The 16,666-nt window shown below is 41.7% G+C and carries 17 protein-coding genes; 2 read left to right on the top strand and 15 right to left on the bottom strand.

Translation table 11 applies throughout. The features are described from left to right. Positions 1–230 precede the first annotated feature (230 nt). Both recA and R0123_RS07885 read left to right on the top strand, forming a co-directional pair. The gene (gene recA, locus R0123_RS07890; RefSeq protein WP_323843671.1) at positions 231–1,328 is read left to right on the top strand and encodes a recombinase RecA; all 1,098 of its coding nucleotides are present in this window, start codon (positions 231–233) and stop codon (positions 1,326–1,328) included. 15 nt (positions 1,329–1,343) lie between these two features. Beyond that, positions 1,344–2,222 carry a regulatory protein RecX gene (locus tag R0123_RS07885; RefSeq protein WP_323843670.1) on the top strand — a complete coding sequence of 293 codons (879 nt, stop codon included), beginning with the start codon at positions 1,344–1,346 and terminating at the stop codon, positions 2,220–2,222. Between the two features lie 5 nt (positions 2,223–2,227). Here the strand turns inward: R0123_RS07885 and R0123_RS07880 are convergent, their stop codons facing one another. The 15 genes from R0123_RS07880 to R0123_RS07810 all read right to left on the bottom strand — a co-directional run bounded on the left by R0123_RS07880 (position 2,228) and on the right by R0123_RS07810 (position 16,495). Continuing rightward, entirely contained in the window at positions 2,228–3,121 is an 894-nt protein-coding gene (locus R0123_RS07880; RefSeq protein ID WP_323843669.1) for a PHP domain-containing protein, read from the bottom strand. A 65-nt stretch (positions 3,122–3,186) separates the two neighbouring features. Beyond that, the gene (gene ftsZ, locus R0123_RS07875) at positions 3,187–4,323 is read right to left on the bottom strand and encodes a cell division protein FtsZ (RefSeq protein ID WP_416381710.1); all 1,137 of its coding nucleotides are present in this window, start codon (positions 4,321–4,323) and stop codon (positions 3,187–3,189) included. 54 nt (positions 4,324–4,377) lie between these two features. Next, positions 4,378–5,676 carry a cell division protein FtsA gene (gene ftsA, locus R0123_RS07870; RefSeq protein WP_323842388.1) on the bottom strand — a complete coding sequence of 433 codons (1,299 nt, stop codon included), beginning with the start codon at positions 5,674–5,676 and terminating at the stop codon, positions 4,378–4,380. Positions 5,677–5,906: 230 nt separating this feature from the next. Beyond that, entirely contained in the window at positions 5,907–6,665 is a 759-nt protein-coding gene (locus R0123_RS07865) for a cell division protein FtsQ/DivIB (RefSeq protein ID WP_323843667.1), read from the bottom strand. A gap of 287 nt (positions 6,666–6,952) precedes the next feature. Continuing rightward, a complete protein-coding gene (locus tag R0123_RS07860) occupies positions 6,953–7,864 on the bottom strand; it encodes a D-alanine--D-alanine ligase (protein WP_323843666.1) in 912 nt (303 codons plus the stop codon). Between the two features lie 36 nt (positions 7,865–7,900). Then, positions 7,901–8,278 carry a type II toxin-antitoxin system VapC family toxin gene (locus R0123_RS07855; RefSeq protein WP_323842385.1) on the bottom strand — a complete coding sequence of 126 codons (378 nt, stop codon included), beginning with the start codon at positions 8,276–8,278 and terminating at the stop codon, positions 7,901–7,903. After that, complete coding sequence (locus tag R0123_RS07850; protein WP_323843665.1) at positions 8,279–8,512, bottom strand: DUF2281 domain-containing protein; 234 nt, start codon at positions 8,510–8,512, stop codon at positions 8,279–8,281. Positions 8,513–8,655: 143 nt separating this feature from the next. After that, positions 8,656–10,098 (bottom strand): UDP-N-acetylmuramate--L-alanine ligase, encoded by a 1,443-nt coding sequence (gene murC, locus R0123_RS07845; protein ID WP_323843664.1) that lies wholly within the window; start codon positions 10,096–10,098, stop codon positions 8,656–8,658. Between the two features lie 142 nt (positions 10,099–10,240). Next, the gene (locus R0123_RS07840) at positions 10,241–10,891 is read right to left on the bottom strand and encodes a DUF2625 domain-containing protein (protein ID WP_323843663.1); all 651 of its coding nucleotides are present in this window, start codon (positions 10,889–10,891) and stop codon (positions 10,241–10,243) included. Between the two features lie 129 nt (positions 10,892–11,020). Next, a complete protein-coding gene (gene murG / locus R0123_RS07835) occupies positions 11,021–12,091 on the bottom strand; it encodes an undecaprenyldiphospho-muramoylpentapeptide beta-N-acetylglucosaminyltransferase (RefSeq protein WP_323843662.1) in 1,071 nt (356 codons plus the stop codon). A gap of 182 nt (positions 12,092–12,273) precedes the next feature. After that, a complete protein-coding gene (gshB, locus tag R0123_RS07830) occupies positions 12,274–13,224 on the bottom strand; it encodes a glutathione synthase (RefSeq protein ID WP_323842380.1) in 951 nt (316 codons plus the stop codon). Further along, positions 13,221–13,871, bottom strand: a complete 651-nt coding sequence (gene pyrE, locus R0123_RS07825; RefSeq protein ID WP_323843661.1) for an orotate phosphoribosyltransferase — start codon at positions 13,869–13,871, stop codon at positions 13,221–13,223. The genes gshB and pyrE overlap by 4 nt, the downstream gene beginning before the upstream one ends. A gap of 150 nt (positions 13,872–14,021) precedes the next feature. Next, a complete protein-coding gene (gene tsf, locus R0123_RS07820; protein ID WP_323842378.1) occupies positions 14,022–14,900 on the bottom strand; it encodes a translation elongation factor Ts in 879 nt (292 codons plus the stop codon). Between the two features lie 93 nt (positions 14,901–14,993). Continuing rightward, positions 14,994–15,809, bottom strand: a complete 816-nt coding sequence (rpsB, locus tag R0123_RS07815) for a 30S ribosomal protein S2 (protein ID WP_323842377.1) — start codon at positions 15,807–15,809, stop codon at positions 14,994–14,996. 218 nt (positions 15,810–16,027) lie between these two features. After that, positions 16,028–16,495: a pilin gene (locus R0123_RS07810; protein ID WP_323842376.1), complete on the bottom strand. Its 468-nt coding sequence runs from the start codon at positions 16,493–16,495 to the stop codon at positions 16,028–16,030. Between the last annotated feature and the right edge of the window lie 171 nt (positions 16,496–16,666).

The following is a 16,666-nucleotide window of genomic DNA, read 5'->3' as shown; positions in this document are numbered from 1 at the left end:
TTCACAAAATGGTCATTTTTTACTTGTGAAACCTGTGGATAAGTTTTTTATATTCTATTTTGGTTATGCTAAGCAATTAACTTTTAATCAAAATAATAAAGCCATCAAGCATAACAAAATACGCATGCATCTGGGTAAATACCTTGGATATAAAAAGATAATTTATGCTATAATAATGGCAATTTAGATGATAAATCATGACAATAAAAGTCAATCAGTAAGGTGAAATGATGAGCAAAACAAAAGAGGCAGCCGCCAGCGTCAATGAAAATAAAGACAAAGCACTCAAAGCAGCTTTAGCACAGATTGAAAAATCTTATGGCAAAAATACCATCATGTACTTAGGTGATGAGTCTGCCAAGATTGATGCCGATGTGGTGTCAACAGGATCACTGTCATTGGACATTGCTCTAGGTATTGGCGGACTGCCAAAGGGGCGTATCATTGAGATTTTTGGACCAGAAAGCTCTGGTAAAACCACTCTTACCTTACAAACGATTGCCGAATGCCAAAAGCAAGGCGGTACTTGTGCTTTTATTGATGCCGAGCACGCTTTGGACCCAATTTATGCACGCAAATTAGGCGTAGATATCGACAAATTGATGGTATCTCAACCTGATAATGGTGAACAAGCACTTGAAATTGCTGATATGCTTGTGCGTTCGGGTGCGGTAGATATGATCGTTGTGGACTCGGTGGCGGCTCTTACCCCAAAAGCTGAAATTGAAGGTGAAATGGGTGACAGTCACATGGGGTTACAAGCACGCCTGATGAGCCAAGCTTTGCGTAAAATCACTGGTAATGCCAAACGCTCAAATTGCATGGTAATTTTTATCAACCAAATTCGCATGAAAATAGGCGTGATGTTCGGCTCTCCTGAGACCACCACAGGTGGTAATGCCCTTAAATTTTATGCTTCGGTTCGATTAGACATTCGCCGTATCGGTCAGATTAAAGAAGGTGAGGCAGTAATTGGCAACGAAACCAAAGTTAAAGTCATCAAAAACAAGATGGCACCTCCTTTTCGTGAGGCGATATTTCAAATCATGTATGGCGAAGGCATCAATCATTTGGGCGAAGTTGTTGATTTGGGTGTGGATATTGGTGCAGTGGGTAAATCTGGTGCATGGTATAGCTATGGTGAGAGTAAAATTGGTCAAGGCAAATCCAACACCGTCAAATATCTTGCCGAAAACCCTGAAATCGCCCAAGAAATTGAAGCGAAAATCCGTAGCGAAAAAATGGGCGCGCCCACAACAACACAAGACTCTGACCAAAATCAAGTGCCAGAATTCATTGAAGATGCGGACGATGAAAGTCAATTCTAATTTGCAATTGGCATCATGACAACCATCAAAACTTTAGCAGAAATCTTAGCGGATATGGGTGAATCTATATCCGCTGATTCAACTTTATCATCACAAACTTTGCCAACAAGCCCCAAAACAACAGGTCAAACCAAACGCACTACCAGCAAAGATATATCAGCAAAACCAAATCTTAGAACATTTAGCAAATCCAAAAAACCCAACCAACCAATCAAACAAGACAAAACAAACAAAACCAATGACAACCATATTTTGCCAAATGATATTTGGACAGCTGTGGACCAGCACACTTTGTCTGCCTTAAAAAATGTGGCAATTGAGCCCATTTATCAAAATGATCAAAAAATAAATCGCCTACGCTGGCTGGCATTTTACTATCTGTCTAATCGAGAGCTTTCCCAACAACAATTACGCCAAAAACTGCTTAATAAAGACTGCGATCCACAGATGGTAACAGATTTACTTGATGAATTTGCCACCAAAGGTTATCAATCCGACGAACGCACCGCTTTTATGCTCATTCGTGAAAGCATCAGGCGTGGTCGTGGCAAAAGATACATCAGTCAAGCATTAAAAAATACAGGGATACAATTGCCATACTCACTTGATGAACTGATACAGATGGCAGACATTGCCAACCTAAGCGATGGTACAATTTTAGAAAATCAACTCAAAAGTAATGATAACATGAATGATGAGCAAAAAAACGAGGTGAATTGGCTCGCACTTGCCATCGAAGCTCGCTGTAAAAAATACGGCAATACCCTACCAAAAGACCAAAAAGAAAAATCCCGACAGCTTCGGTTTTTGCAGTATCGGGGCTTTGAAATGAGTGTCTGTTTTGATGCATTAAAGTACACATTGGATGATATTGATGAGTTGAATTTTATCTAAACTCATCACTCAGACTGACTTTTAAATCTTTGCCATATACCAGTTTGATTTGGTTTAAGTTTGGCAACCAGCCCCAATTTACGCCATGGCATATTCTCGCCATGAAAATCACTGCCGACTGACACAAATAACCCATGCTCCGCAAGACTTCGATCAATCATCGCACGCAGACTATCAGGTTCATTATTGGGCAATTCACAAGCATCGCCACCCAGACTGGCAAAATCAGCAATCAATTTTCTGGTGCGAGTTGCAGACAGCCCATAACGAGTTGGGTGTGCCAATACTGCAAACCCACCACAATCATGGATCAATTTGATAGTGTCTGCCATACTCATTGCTTCTATCGCCACATAGGCACACTTGCCATCAGCCAGATATTTATCAAAAGCCGCTTGCACATTATGTACAAACCCAAGTTCATGCAACACCTGCCCAATATGTGCACGCCCAATTGCTCGTGGATTATTATCCACCTTAGCCAGTGTCGCCTGCCAAATTTTTTCAGTAAGTTGAGCTTGATTATTTGTTGCTAATGACTCACCAAGCTTTTCAATCATACATCTACCACGCAGATGACGACTGTCTTGTACAGCCTGCAAAGCATCATGCATTTTTTTAGTATCATCAAAATCAAGTGCAACCACATGAATGATTTTATTCAACTCTTGATTTTTTCCATACCCACCAATCAGGGCGTGCGCACAACTTATCTCCACCCCATTAATCAGACACATACCCAACTCATCAGCAGCTTCTTTAGCTTCTTTTATGCCTTTAATGGTATCATGATCGGTTAAGGCAAAAGTACGAATGCCTAACGAATACGCTTTTTGAATGAGCATCATTGGCGTATTTGTACCATCTGATGCTGTACTATGGCTATGCAAGTCTATCATATTTACACATTTTTCTTTAAAATAAAAGCCCTATACCATCGTATAGGGCGTTGATAAGGCGATAATCAACCATTATCCTGTTGCTGTCTTTTTAGAAAGTCACCAACACTGATCGGCTTAACCACCGCACGAGCAGAGCTCTGTATTGGTGATGCCGTTGTCTGAGCTGTAGATGGTTGTTGGCTGATTGCACTAGCATGCCCCACAGGTGCTTGCTGACCAACTGACTGCACCTTTGGACTGTCATCTACAGTCAGACCTGTGGCAATCACAGTTACATGAATTTCATCACCCATTGATTCATCAACGACCGCACCATAAAAGATATTGCCTTCATCAATATCAGCAATGCGACCCACCACCTCTGCCACCTCATTAGGCTCGCCCATACCCAAATCTGACGCAGCAATATTAATAATAACACCTTGTGCATTTTTAAGCAATAAGTCATCAAGCAGTGGTGAGCGAATCGCTTTTTCGGCGGCGGCGGCGGCACGACCATCGCCACTGGCACGACCAATACCCATCATCGCATGACCTTTAGAAGTCATGGCAGTACGCACATCGTTAAAGTCAATATTAATCATACCCTCTTCACGAATGGTGCGAGTAATCCCATCAACAGCATGCAACAATACATCATTTGCCTTGGCAAAAGCATCTTTCATGGTCAAGCCATGATAAACTTGTAATAGTTTTTCGTTAGGTACGGTAATGATGGAATCAACATATTGGGACAGCTGCTCAATGCCTTCTTTGGCAAGTTTTGCACGCTTTCCACCCTCAAATTTAAACGGTGTGGTAACAACTGCTACCGTCAACACACCCTCTTCTTTGGCAATGCGTGCAATGACAGGAGCGGCGCCTGTACCCGTACCACCGCCCATGCCTGCGGTAATAAAGACCATGTCGTAGTCAGCCAATAACGCCCGAATTTCTTCTTCATCGCTCTCAGCCGCTTCACGACCCACCTCTGGGTTTGCACCAGCACCCAAGCCACGAGTGAGCTCACTGCCTAATTGTAATTTTTTTGGCGTAGTCAATTTATTTAATGCCTGACGGTCAGTATTAGCCGACACAAAATTGATACCAGTGATTTGCTGATTAATCATATGCTCAACAGCATTACCACCGCCACCACCAACACCAAACACAACGAATCTCGCCTGCCCATCTGTATCAAATTGCGTCTCGTCTGACATGCTATAAAAAATTGACATAGCTTACTCCAAAATATAAATCATTGTCCAAAGACACTAAAACCATTTTTTAACTCGTTTGGCAAACGACTGCCAACCGTCCGAAATTTTATTCACCAGTTTATTGTGCGGTGGTGATTTACCGTAATTATCCTTCAAAAACTGCTCACCATTTTGATAAAGTAGCGAACCAATCACCGTATGAAGTTTATTATCTTTTAAATAGCTGTTTAATAAGGCAATATTTTCATCGGTTAAATTTTTAGGACATACACTGACAAGCTCATTGGTTGTGATCATACGCACAGGCAGCCCCCATCTATGACCAACAAAACGAGCCAAGCCATCAATTCGAGAGCCACCGCCTGCCAGAACCATGCCAGCACCAAGGCATTGTAACAAACCTTGCTCATTCAGACGCTCAACAACACGCCCAAAAATGTCATCGTAACGCGCTGAAATAATGTTACTTAGCTGACGCAAGCTTATCGTCATCTCGCCATCGGTGCGTTGTTTTAAGGTAATGAATGAAGCACGCTTGGTGGGGTCAAGTTGTACCGTACCTTGCTGATGCTTTAAGCTTTCAGACTCAGAAAGCGACAAGCCCAGCTCAGATGAAATATCAAAAGTTACCGTCTGCCCACCAACATCCAAGCAATCAGAAAATATCAGTAAATCGCCCAGATAAACACACACTTTGGTTGTGCCTCTGCCAATATCAATAAAGCACACACCGCGTTTTTTTTCTTCTTTATTTAACGCATACTCCGCACTTACCACGCCATCAAATAGCGTTACCCCAACCTCTGTACCTGCCGCATTGACTGCGTTAATCACTTGAGTGTGGTAGTTACTTGGCAGCATCATCACATGATGCATTACCTTGATTTTATTAGCGTGCATATTTAGCGGATCTACAACTTCTTGAGAACCGTCATCTAAATAAGTGATTTGCTGACACGATTGCAATAGCGAGTAGCCCTCTGCACGCAACTTGTTGGCAATCAACTCTTTGGCATGGTGCAAATGGCTTCGCTGTACGGTGGTATCCGTCCCCATGCTATACAACTGAACATCTTGACTGTCATTGATGCTTTTCATGAGTGATGACGCAAAAGATAGGCATACCTCATGAATCTGCACGCCTGCCATATCCACCGCTTCTTGTATAGATTTATGTACCGCACTCAGTAAGTGCTCACGACGGTCAATCTTACCACCAATAAAGGCATCGGTGTGTGCCAAACCCACAGCAACAATCTTAATTCTCGGTTGTTCAGGCGTGCCTATTGCATAGCCGACCACTGTATAAACTGCTGTCGAACTCAAATGCAAGACTGCCTGCAACTCCATCATAACAACTCTCAATCACCGGTAGACCCAACAAACAAAAACCACACAAAAAATCATTTTTTAATATTATGATATTTTAGCACCAATACCTCTTTTTCAAAAGAGGTAAAATCTATAAAAATCATCAATTTACTCAGCTTTACTTCTTTTTTGATAAAATCTACAATATTTTGGTATCTTGTGATTAAAAAAAATTAAAAAATCACATGGTGTCATCTGATGTTTTTACCAAATCAAACACCAGCTTGCAGATGATTGCTACTTGATGTATTTTTCCAAGCAACCGCAAATCCATTTTTATAACGCAAATCAACTGATTGAATTTTTGGTAACTCCTCCGCCAGACTGCCACGCAATAATACCGACAAGCCATACAATTTTTGCTCAGTATTCTCATGGTCCACGATAACACGAAGCCCATTATTAAAACGAATCAACCAGGTTTGTCGAGAGGTTAAAGTAACATCTTGTGCAGTCATACCAAGCGGTGCAAACCATTCATTGATCTGATGCATCTGTTGCATCATGTCGCCAGCATCTTTAAAATGATTACTATACAAATGTACAAGCGACGCATTCATCAGTTCATGTTCGTCAGCAGGCACAAACACCTGACCTGTCGCATCAAGCAAATGTTGACTACCAAAATTTGCTATCGCACGCCTTGGTGTGACCGATACCAGCACACCCTGTTGCCAATCACGCTTCACACTCACGCTCTCCACCCAAGATAATTGAACAATGAGGCGTTGAATGTCTGTTAAATCTGTCAAAAAAAATTGCACATCACTTACTGGCTCCACTGCCGCCTTCAATGACGCAAATTGGACCGCAGTCAAATCGCCCCGATCAATCACAAGCGGTTTTGTTGGCATGCGATTTATTGCCCGAATCCCAAAAAATCCAGCCACAACAAATAACAACAGCACAAGTATGGACACATGCCATGTTTTAACGAAGTGCTTTTTGGTGGTTTGAGCATAAAGATTCATAAGGCTTTGTGCTATATACAATAAATTGTATATAGTAACGCATTTTAGCAATAACACCAAGCAAAATCTTATATAAAAAGTGAATTTTTACATCAAGTTACATTTTACTTGTCAGGTTGTCAACAACATCAGATCCAATATTGACACATCAAATATAATAACCATCGATTTTCAAGCTACTTTTCTTATCAAATGCAAGTCATCAAAGCAATTGAAAAATGATATAAAGCAATAAAAATATATAAAATTCAATCACTTGGATTTATGACTCAATATCTTTGACAAACCTAGCAATCAAGTGTCTGCACTAAAATCTGCACACAAAGCTCCCCAAATTCAATCCCCACCTGACGACTTGCCATTGGTACAAGGCTATGGTCGGTCATACCGGGTACGGTGTTTAATTCAAGCAAATACAATTTGCCGTCATCGCCCTTTAAAAAATCCACCCGCCCCCAACCTTTACCCCCCACCGCTTCAAAGGCACGCTTGGCAAGCTCGCCCATTTGACGCTCTTCATCAGCGGTCAAATCGGACGGACACAGATAAGCGGTATCATTACGCAGATATTTGGCATCATAGTCGTAAAATTTTCCCTTGGGGACAATCTTAATGCTTGGCAATGCCCTATCGCCCAGTAGCGACAAGGCGTATTCGCCCCCTGTGATGGCTTTTTCTGCCAAAATCTCGCCGTGATACTGCTTTAAAGTGGGATAAACTTTTGCCAAATCGCCCACCTGTTCAATCATCACCACCCCCACGCTTGACCCTTCACTGGCAGGCTTGACAAAGAGCGGTAAACCAAAGTCTGTCTCCACCGCATCAAAATCGCTGTCATCGTGTAGCACCACATATGGCACATTGGGCAAGCCAAGTGCCTGCCACACCAAGCGACAACGAAACTTGTCCATCGCAATGGCAGATGCCAGCACACCACAGCCTGTATAAGGCACGCCCAAGCCGTCCAGCACCCCCTGCAAACCGCCGTCTTCGCCAAAAGTGCCGTGCAAGACATTAAACACACGGTCAAAGTTTTTAAGCTGTGTCAAATCACGCTCTTCGGGGTCAAAGTGGTGGGCGTCTATACCTTTGGATAGCAGGGCGTCAAGCACCGCCTTGCCACTTTTTAAAGACACTTCTCGCTCGCTACTTGTGCCACCGCACACCACAGCGACTTTGCCAAAATTTGGGTTGTTCATAAATACTCTCTTTTAAAAAATTACTAATTAATAAAATTACCACAATAAATTAACACCATACTCAGCAAATTTACTGTCTTTACTGATTAAGGTTAAACCGCCATTTAATGCTTGGGCGATAATCAAACGATCAAATGGGTCTTTATGGTAAAATTTTAATTGATTGACAATTGTTAAATGCACCATTTCAATCGGCAAAACATTGATATCATTCATCATTAACTGACTGGGGAAAATCTCACCAAAAGGCAATGGCAAATCCAACTTTCCCAAACTATGTTTAATGCCAATTTCCCACAAACTTGCCATACTCACACAAACATCATTGGTCTCAATAATTTTAAGAGCGGTTTTGCTAAGTTGCGTATCGTTTTGCAAAAACCATAATAAAATATGCGTATCCAGCAAATACATTTACATATAATCCTTAAAATCGTCAAGCGGTTCATCAAAATCAGGGGCAAAAACCACTTTGCCTTTTAATGTACCTGCGGTGCGTTTTTTTGGAGTATTGATTGGCTTAGCAGACTGATTTTTTTGTGTCATAAATTCATCAATCAATCCAAAAATTTGTTTTTGTTCCACTTGTGGCAAAGACTGAATATAATCCACCGCTTGCCCCAGTGTTTGAATGGATTTTGTTTGCATCACTACTCCTTATTCAATATATCAGCACAAACTTTTAGCCCATTGATTGGTTTGGTCAATTGACCTTTAAAATAATAAAACTCGCCTGCCTTTGGCAAGGGTTTTAAGATAAATTGATATTTACACCAATCGCTTATTAACCCTTAGTTTAAATAAACCCCATTCTCCCTCAACTCCACACACAACTGCCCCACATTGCCTGCCCCTTGCGTGATTAATAAATCATTCGCTTTTAGCCCTGCTTGCAATACTTGCTTGATTTGGGTTTTGTCGTCCACATTTAACACAATCGGCTCAACTTGCCCACGCTCACGAATAGAGCGTGCCAAATCATCGCTTGTCGCCCCCTTAATTGGCTCTTCGCCTGCCCCATAGACATCAAGCAATATCAATTTGTCCACCTGCGACAACACCGCCACAAAGTCATTAAAACAATCTCGTGTACGACTGTAACGGTGCGGTTGAAACATCATCACCAAACGGCGGTCTGGATAACTTTGCCGAGCGGTGGCAATGGTCGCCAACACTTCGGTGGGGTGATGCCCATAATCGTCAATCAAAAGCACATCGCCACTGCCCAACGCCACTTGTGCCTGCTGTTCAAACCGCCGTCCCACGCCTGCAAATTTACCCACCGCACGCACAATCGCATCGTCCGACACGCCTTCATCGCTTGCCATCGCAATCGCCCCAAGGGCGTTATAGACATTGTGTAACCCGGGGATATTTAAGGTAATTTTTAACGGCTGTTTGTCTTTTCGCAAAACGGTAAAATGCGTGCGAGTGCCGTCCACTTGTAGGTCGGTGGCTTGCACATCGTTGTGCGGTTTTAGCCCAAAAGTCAAAACAGGGCGAGCAATCTCATCAATCATCTGATACAATTCATCGTCATCGCCACACACCACCGCCAAACCATAAAAGGGCATATTGTGCAAAAACTGAATATAGGCTTGTTTTAATTTGTCAAAACTGTTTTCATAGGTGTCCATATGGTCTTCGTCAATATTGGTAACAATGCACGCCATCGGTCTAAGACTTAAAAATGATGCGTCCGACTCGTCCGCTTCTGCCACCAAATATCGGCTGTTGCCCAAAGACGCATTTTTGCCAGACGCATTTAATTTACCGCCAATCACATAAGTGGGGTCAAAGCCTGCTTCGGTCAGCATCATCGTCAAAAGGCTTGTGGTCGTGGTTTTGCCGTGAGCGCCCGCCACCGCAATGCTATGGCGATAACGCATAAGCTCACCGAGCATATCAGCACGGCGAACCACAGGCAAGCGAGCTTGCAGTGCCGATTTAATCTCTGGATTGTTTTTGTCAATGGCAGATGACACCACAATCACATCGGCGTTTTTGATGTTATCGGCGTTATGTCCAATAAAAATGGTCATACCCAATTGGCTAAGCCTTTGGGTAACGCCACTTTGCTTGATATCCGAGCCTGATACGCCATAGCCTTGATTAAATAACACTTCGGCAATGCCACACATTCCTGCCCCACCAATCCCGACAAAATGAATGTGTTTAATGCGACGCATTTCGGGGATTTGGATCAGTTGTTTGGGAAGTTGGGCGTGGTTCATTTGTTGTTCCTTTAAAAATTAAATTGGGGTTTTTAAAATGGGGTTTGGGCGTAAGGTGCGTAATACGCACCGTTTATTTTTAATATTTAAAACAATTAAATATTAAATGGCGTATAATGTACATCTACTTACCCTAAAAATTTTATTCACAAAAAGCCGAATAATGCTCTTGGATTGAAATAACTTTTCTGCTGACTTTATCAATTTCTTTTCCTTCTTGGGTAGATAAAAAAGGAAAAAATGAAAAAACTTGATTACCGTCTAATTGCTTAACTTCATCTTGCCAATTTTGCCAACGAAATCCTTGATAAAATTGCTCCAAATCGCCAGTCAAAGCCCACTCAATAAAATGCGAATAAGTGATATTTAAATCTTCCCAAGCCAACAAATCGGGAGCAAAATAATAAATCACTCCCAAATTATCGCCCAATCCGCCACCGTTAATGGCAAAATAACCACCAAGCACATCATCAGCAATCAATAAAAATGACGGCACATCGCCAATATTTTCAAAAGATTTTCCTTTATTCCAGCCACTAAGGGTGCGGTTTAATTTTTTGCCACCCGAACCCAAAATTCTAAGACAACCATTATCTATTAACATTCCGCCCGTTTCATAAATAATCGCCCCCATAGGCGAACGGGTTGTTACTTGATTGGCAAGCAATTCTTGTTCTGCTTGCTCTTGATTTTTGGGAATGATTTCGTAAGGTTTATTGGCGTTATTTAACCATTCTTGTATCAATTCCCAAGCAGGTTCATCTAAGTTTATTAACTCTTGTAAGGTTTTCATATTTTTAACTATTGAAATTTATTAATCGTAAGGTATATAATACGCACCGTTTTTATTTCAAACTTTTTAATGGTGCGTGGTACGCACCTTACTTTCCAAAACTTTAAAATCAATTTTAAAATTAACACCCTACCCTTTCACACTCGCAAGCACCATCTCCGCCACCGTTTTGGCGACATCGTGTTTGGCATAACTTTTGGCTTTTTGTGCCATCGCCAAACACTTTTCACGGTCAAGCGTATTTAAAATTTGGGCAAGTTTTTCGCCCGATAATTCACTTTGGGGCAATAAAATCGCTGCCCCATTATCGGTTAAGGATTTGGCATTAAAGGTTTGGTGGTCGTCCACCGCTGTCGGCAAAGGGATAAAAATCGCCGCCACACCAAGGCTTGCTATCTCGCTCACCGTCAAAGCACCTGCTCGGCACACCACCACATCCGCCCACGCATAGGCAGCCGCCATATCGTCAATAAATGCCAAGGGCGTGGCACGCTGTAGGTCAATGCCTGCCTGCGTGTAGGCGTTTTGCACGGCATCAAAATTATCACGACCGCATTGGTGCTTGATGATAAGATTGGGCTTGGTTTTTAATAAATCCACAATCGCCGTATTGATAGCACTTGCTCCCAAACTGCCCCCCACCACCAACACTTTTAGGGGCGACTTATCGGTCAAATCATAGCGTTTGTCAGGGGCTGGCACAAGTGCAAAATCGGCACGCACAGGATTGCCCACCGTCAAAGTTTTGTCGGCAAATTCACCACCAAACGCATTATCAAAGGCTTGCAATACCACATCGGCAAAGCGTGCTAGGGTGCGATTGCTCATACCACAGATGGCGTTTTGTTCGTGGATAATCAGCGGTTTGCCTGCCAATTTGCCTGCCAGTCCACCTGCCGAGCTGACATAACCACCAAAACCCACCAAGATATCTATGTTGTTGTTTTTGATAACTTTTTTGGCGTGGTTTGTGGCGTTAAAGAGCATAAAAGGCAATTTGATTTTACGCATAAGACCGTTGCCACGAATGCCTTGCATCGCAATGTGGTGCATCGGATAATCCTTGACCAAGCGGTTTTCCATACCATTTGGCGTGCCAAGCCAATGCACCACCGCCCCACGGCGTGTCAGCTCGTCCGCCACCGCAAGGGCAGGAAAAATATGCCCACCTGTGCCTGCTGCCATAATTAAGACATTCATGTTTTACCCCCTTTTTTATCATCCAAAATAGCAGTCGGATTAATTCCAACTTAGCCATATTTATGGTCAATAACATATTCGATATGATATTCAATTCATCATTTACTCAACAAAATCTCATACTACATAATGTGCCTTTACACATCAAAGACAGCAACTCTGCTCATTTTACTTTTATTGGCTCAAGCCAGCAAGTGCTCAACACATTTCACAAAATCCACAGCAATCTGTGTGCCGCATTGCTCATCAATTTCACGAATGCAGGTGGGGCTGGTTACATTAATTTCGGTAATGTAACCGCCAATCACATCAAGCCCCACAAAATACAAGCCTTTTTGCACCAAAATTGGGGCGATTTCATTTGCCAAGGCTCGCTCTTTGTCGGTCAGTGCCATTGCCACGCCTGTTCCGCCTGCCGCCAAATTGCCCCGAGTCTCGCCACTGGCAGGAATACGAGCTAGGCAGTAATCCACAGGCTTGCCACCGACAATCAAAATGCGTTTATCGCCTTCTGTGATTTGGGGGATAAATTTTTGAGCCATAATGGGTAGCGTTTCATTTTGGGTAAGCATTTCTAGCGTTGCCCCAATATTGGGGCCGTCCGCACTTAGGCGGAAAATCCCCATTCCGCCCATTCCGTCCAAGGGCTTGACAATCACATCATTATGATTTTGGATAAAATCACGGATATGGCTTTGCTTTTGGCTGACTACGGTTGGGGTCATCAGATGACTAAATTGCACCGCAAACAACTTTTCATTGCATTCTTTGACGCTCATTGGATCATTAACGACCAAAACCTCTGCTCGTTTGGCAAAATCCAGTAAATACAAAGCATACAAAAATTTCATATCAAAAGGCGGGTCTTTTCGCATTAAAATCACATCAAAATCGGTCGCTTTGACGGTATTTTTTTCGCCCAATTCATAAAAATTATCAGGGTTTTTAAAGACTTGTAATGATTGACAATCAATCATCAATTCGCCATTATCTAACCACAAATCGCTGATTTGACAATAATAAAGCTGATGATTTTTATCGCTAATCGCCCACGCCATTGCAAGAGTGCTGTCTTTTTTGTAGTTAATGGTTTTAATATCGTCCATTACGATTAAAAATTTAAGCGGTTTCATGATACAACTCCATATTGCTCACGATAAGCTTGCATTTTTTCCAGATACTCAATCTCACCCTTTGCTTGTAAAAATCCAATAATATCATCAATATTCACAAGGCTATGCACAGGCACGCCAAAGTCATCTTGAATTTGCTGAACTGCCGAGCGTTGATCTTGGCCCTTTTCCTTGCGATCAAGTGCGATGACAATTCCAGCAAAATTTGCACCTGCATTTTTTAAAATGTTCATCACTTCACGCACCGCCGTTCCTGCAGTCATCACATCGTCAATCACCCATACCGACTTTCCTTGCAGACTAGCTCCAACAAGATGCCCACCCTCACCATGATTCTTAACCTCTTTACGGTTATAACCCCACTCAACATCAACGCCATGATTACGCCATAGCGTTTGTGCCGTCGTCGCTACAAAAGGAATGCCCTTATATGCCGCCCCAAAAATCATCGAATTATGCTGTTTATTTAACTCAGTTACCAAAATGTCTGCATAACCTTCAGATAATATGGATAAGACTTTACCACCAGATAAAAGTCCAGCATTAAAAAAATAAGGGCTGATACGACCAGACTTTAAGGTAAATTCACCAAATTTTAATACATGATAATCAAGCAACAATTGAATAAAATTATTTTTATCAAACACTTTGCACACTCCAATAATAAAGTAATCCCTATTGTACTTTTTTTTGGTTAATTTATCCAATATTTAGTAAGGTTTTTATGATTTTAAATTTCTATACAATAAAAAAACGCACTCAAAAAGCGCGTTTTTTTATTGTATAGAAATGATTGATTATGCTTTAGCGGCAGCTTGTGCAGCAGCAACTTCAGCAGCAAAATCTTCCTGCTTCTTCTCAATACCCTCACCAACCTCTAAGCGTTTGAAGCTAACAACAGTAGCATTTTCAGCTTTTAGTACCTCACCAACTTTTTTGTCATTATCTATCACATATGGTTGATTTACTAAGGTAACTTCGTTTAGGTATTTTTGAACACCACCAGTAATCATTTTTTCGATAACCACTTCTGGCTTACCAGATTCTTTTGCTTTTGCTTCAATAATATCTTTTTCACGAGCTAAAATATCAGCAGGTACACTCTCTTCATCAACAGCCAACGGATTAAATGCAGCAACTTGCATTGCTACAGATTTACCAAGCTCTTCTGAACCACCTTCGTAAGAAACTACAACACCGATACGCAGACCATGACGGTATGCAGCAAGGTTGGAACCTTCAATAACTTCAGCACGACGAATTTGGATATTTTCACCAATTTTTTGAACTAAAGCAATACGGGCCTCTTCAACAGTTTCACCATCACCATAAGGCAGAGCAGAGATTACCTCTACATCAGTCGTGTTATTCGCCAATGCCAATTCAGCTACTTTGTTAGCAAATGCAGTGAAATTCTCATCTTTTGCCACAAAGTCAGTTTGGCAGTTTACCTCTAAAAGCAATGCTTTACCAGCAGTTTGAGCAATAATGATGGCACCATCAGCAGCGATATTCCCCGCTTTTTTGGCAGCTTTTGCCTGTCCTGATTTACGCAAATTATCAATAGCAAGCTCAATATCACCACCCGCTTCTTCCAAGGCTTTTTTGCACTCCATCATACCAAGACCCGTGCGATCACGAAGCTCTTTAACGGTTTTTGCAGATACTTGAGACATAGTTACAACCTTATTTTTAATTAAATCTTTGAAAATAAATCGCATTAGTTGCTAAATATTAACAACCAATGCTTGTCATGAACGATTTTGTAATCAGTAGTTGTTTACCACTTGACCTGATTGGTCAATCTTATCTTCCAATTCTGCTGTTGCATTTTCACGATCAGCGGCTTTGGTGTCATCTAACTCAGCCTTATTGCCTTGTGTTTTCGCATATTCTTTACCAGCAATAATCGCATCTGCCACTGCAGTTGCATACAAACTCACTGCACGAATTGCATCATCATTAGCAGCAATCACATAGTCAACATTATCTGGATTTGAGTTGGTATCAACAATACCAATAACAGGAATACCAAGATTTTTTGCTTCTTTAATGGCAATGGCCTCATGATCAACGTCAATAACAAATAACGCATCTGGCAAACCGCCCATCTCTTTGATACCGCCCAAAGCACGCTCCAACTTTTCCATATCTCTGGTGCGTTCCAATGCTTCACGCTTAGTTAGCTTGGCAAAAGTACCATCTTCAGCTTGTTTTTCCAGCTCTTTTAAACGAGTAATAGACTGACGGATAGTTTTCCAGTTAGTCAGAGTACCACCCAACCAACGATGGTCAATATAAGGCATGCCAGCACGCTGTGCTTGCTCACGAATTACACCACTTGCTGCACGCTTAGTACCAACAAATAAAATCTTATTGCGATGAGCAGCTTGTTGATTAACAAAAGTCAGTGCTTCGTTAAATTGCTTAACGGTATGCTCAAGGTTAATGATGTGAATGCGGTTGCGAGCACCAAAAATATATTGGTTCATTTTTGGGTTCCAAAAACGAGTTTGATGACCAAAATGAGCGCCTGCTTCTAATAAATCACGCATTGAGATTTGAGTTGGGTTTTTTTCTGACATAAAAGTTCCTAAATTAAGTTGGGTTACGCCTCCACAAAAGTAAAATATCGAATCCAAAGGCACGCATTTGCCATGACAGCAAATTAATCAAACCTTCAAACACCCCGTTATTTTTTGCTTATGCAACTTTTGTGTGTGTAGTATGAATCAAAAAATATGCCTATATAAAAATAGACGCACTATTATAGCAAAAGAATAAGATAACTGCAATCAATTTATCACTCTGTTGAAATTGCCTGACAGCCTTGTGTACGCAAATCTTTGTCAACATCGGTAGTACAGGTCCAAACTCCATCTTTACTACGAGTCCAGATTACTTTTTTGCCATGTAATGAGCGAGAAGCATCACCACCCAATGTTGCTTTAATGCTTGATGTCTCACCCAAAGTAACCGACAGGCCAGACTGGCCAGTTGCAGGGTTGGTATCACTAGCAGCAGCTGATGCATCAGTACTTTCCAATAGATTGCTTTTTGTCCAACCCAAAGCACAGTCAGTACCCTTGCTTCCTTGCATTAAACAAATATCAACAGAGCTACGAATTTGGCTAGTCTCCATTGTAACACGGCTTACTTGAGCAACCGCTGTACGATTTTGAAATTTTGGAATAGCAAACATTGCAAGAACACCAATAATCACAATTACAATGAGTAATTCAATTAAGGTAAAGCCCTTTTGAGCAATCATAAAATAACCTTAAAAAATAAATGAGTGTGAATTATGACATTTTACACACCCCACTGTCAACCCCCAAAAACCCCCTCCAACAACCGTTGAAGGGGGCTAAATAAGGTGCTGACGATGACCTACTCTCACATGGGCGAACCACACTACCATCGGCGCTAAGACGTTTCACTT

This window comes from Moraxella sp. Pampa (genome assembly GCF_035181385.1).
GTDB lineage: Bacteria > Pseudomonadota > Gammaproteobacteria > Pseudomonadales > Moraxellaceae > Moraxella.
The sequence above is the reverse complement of the archived record's forward strand: the minus strand, read 5'-3'. Positions and strand labels throughout refer to the sequence as shown.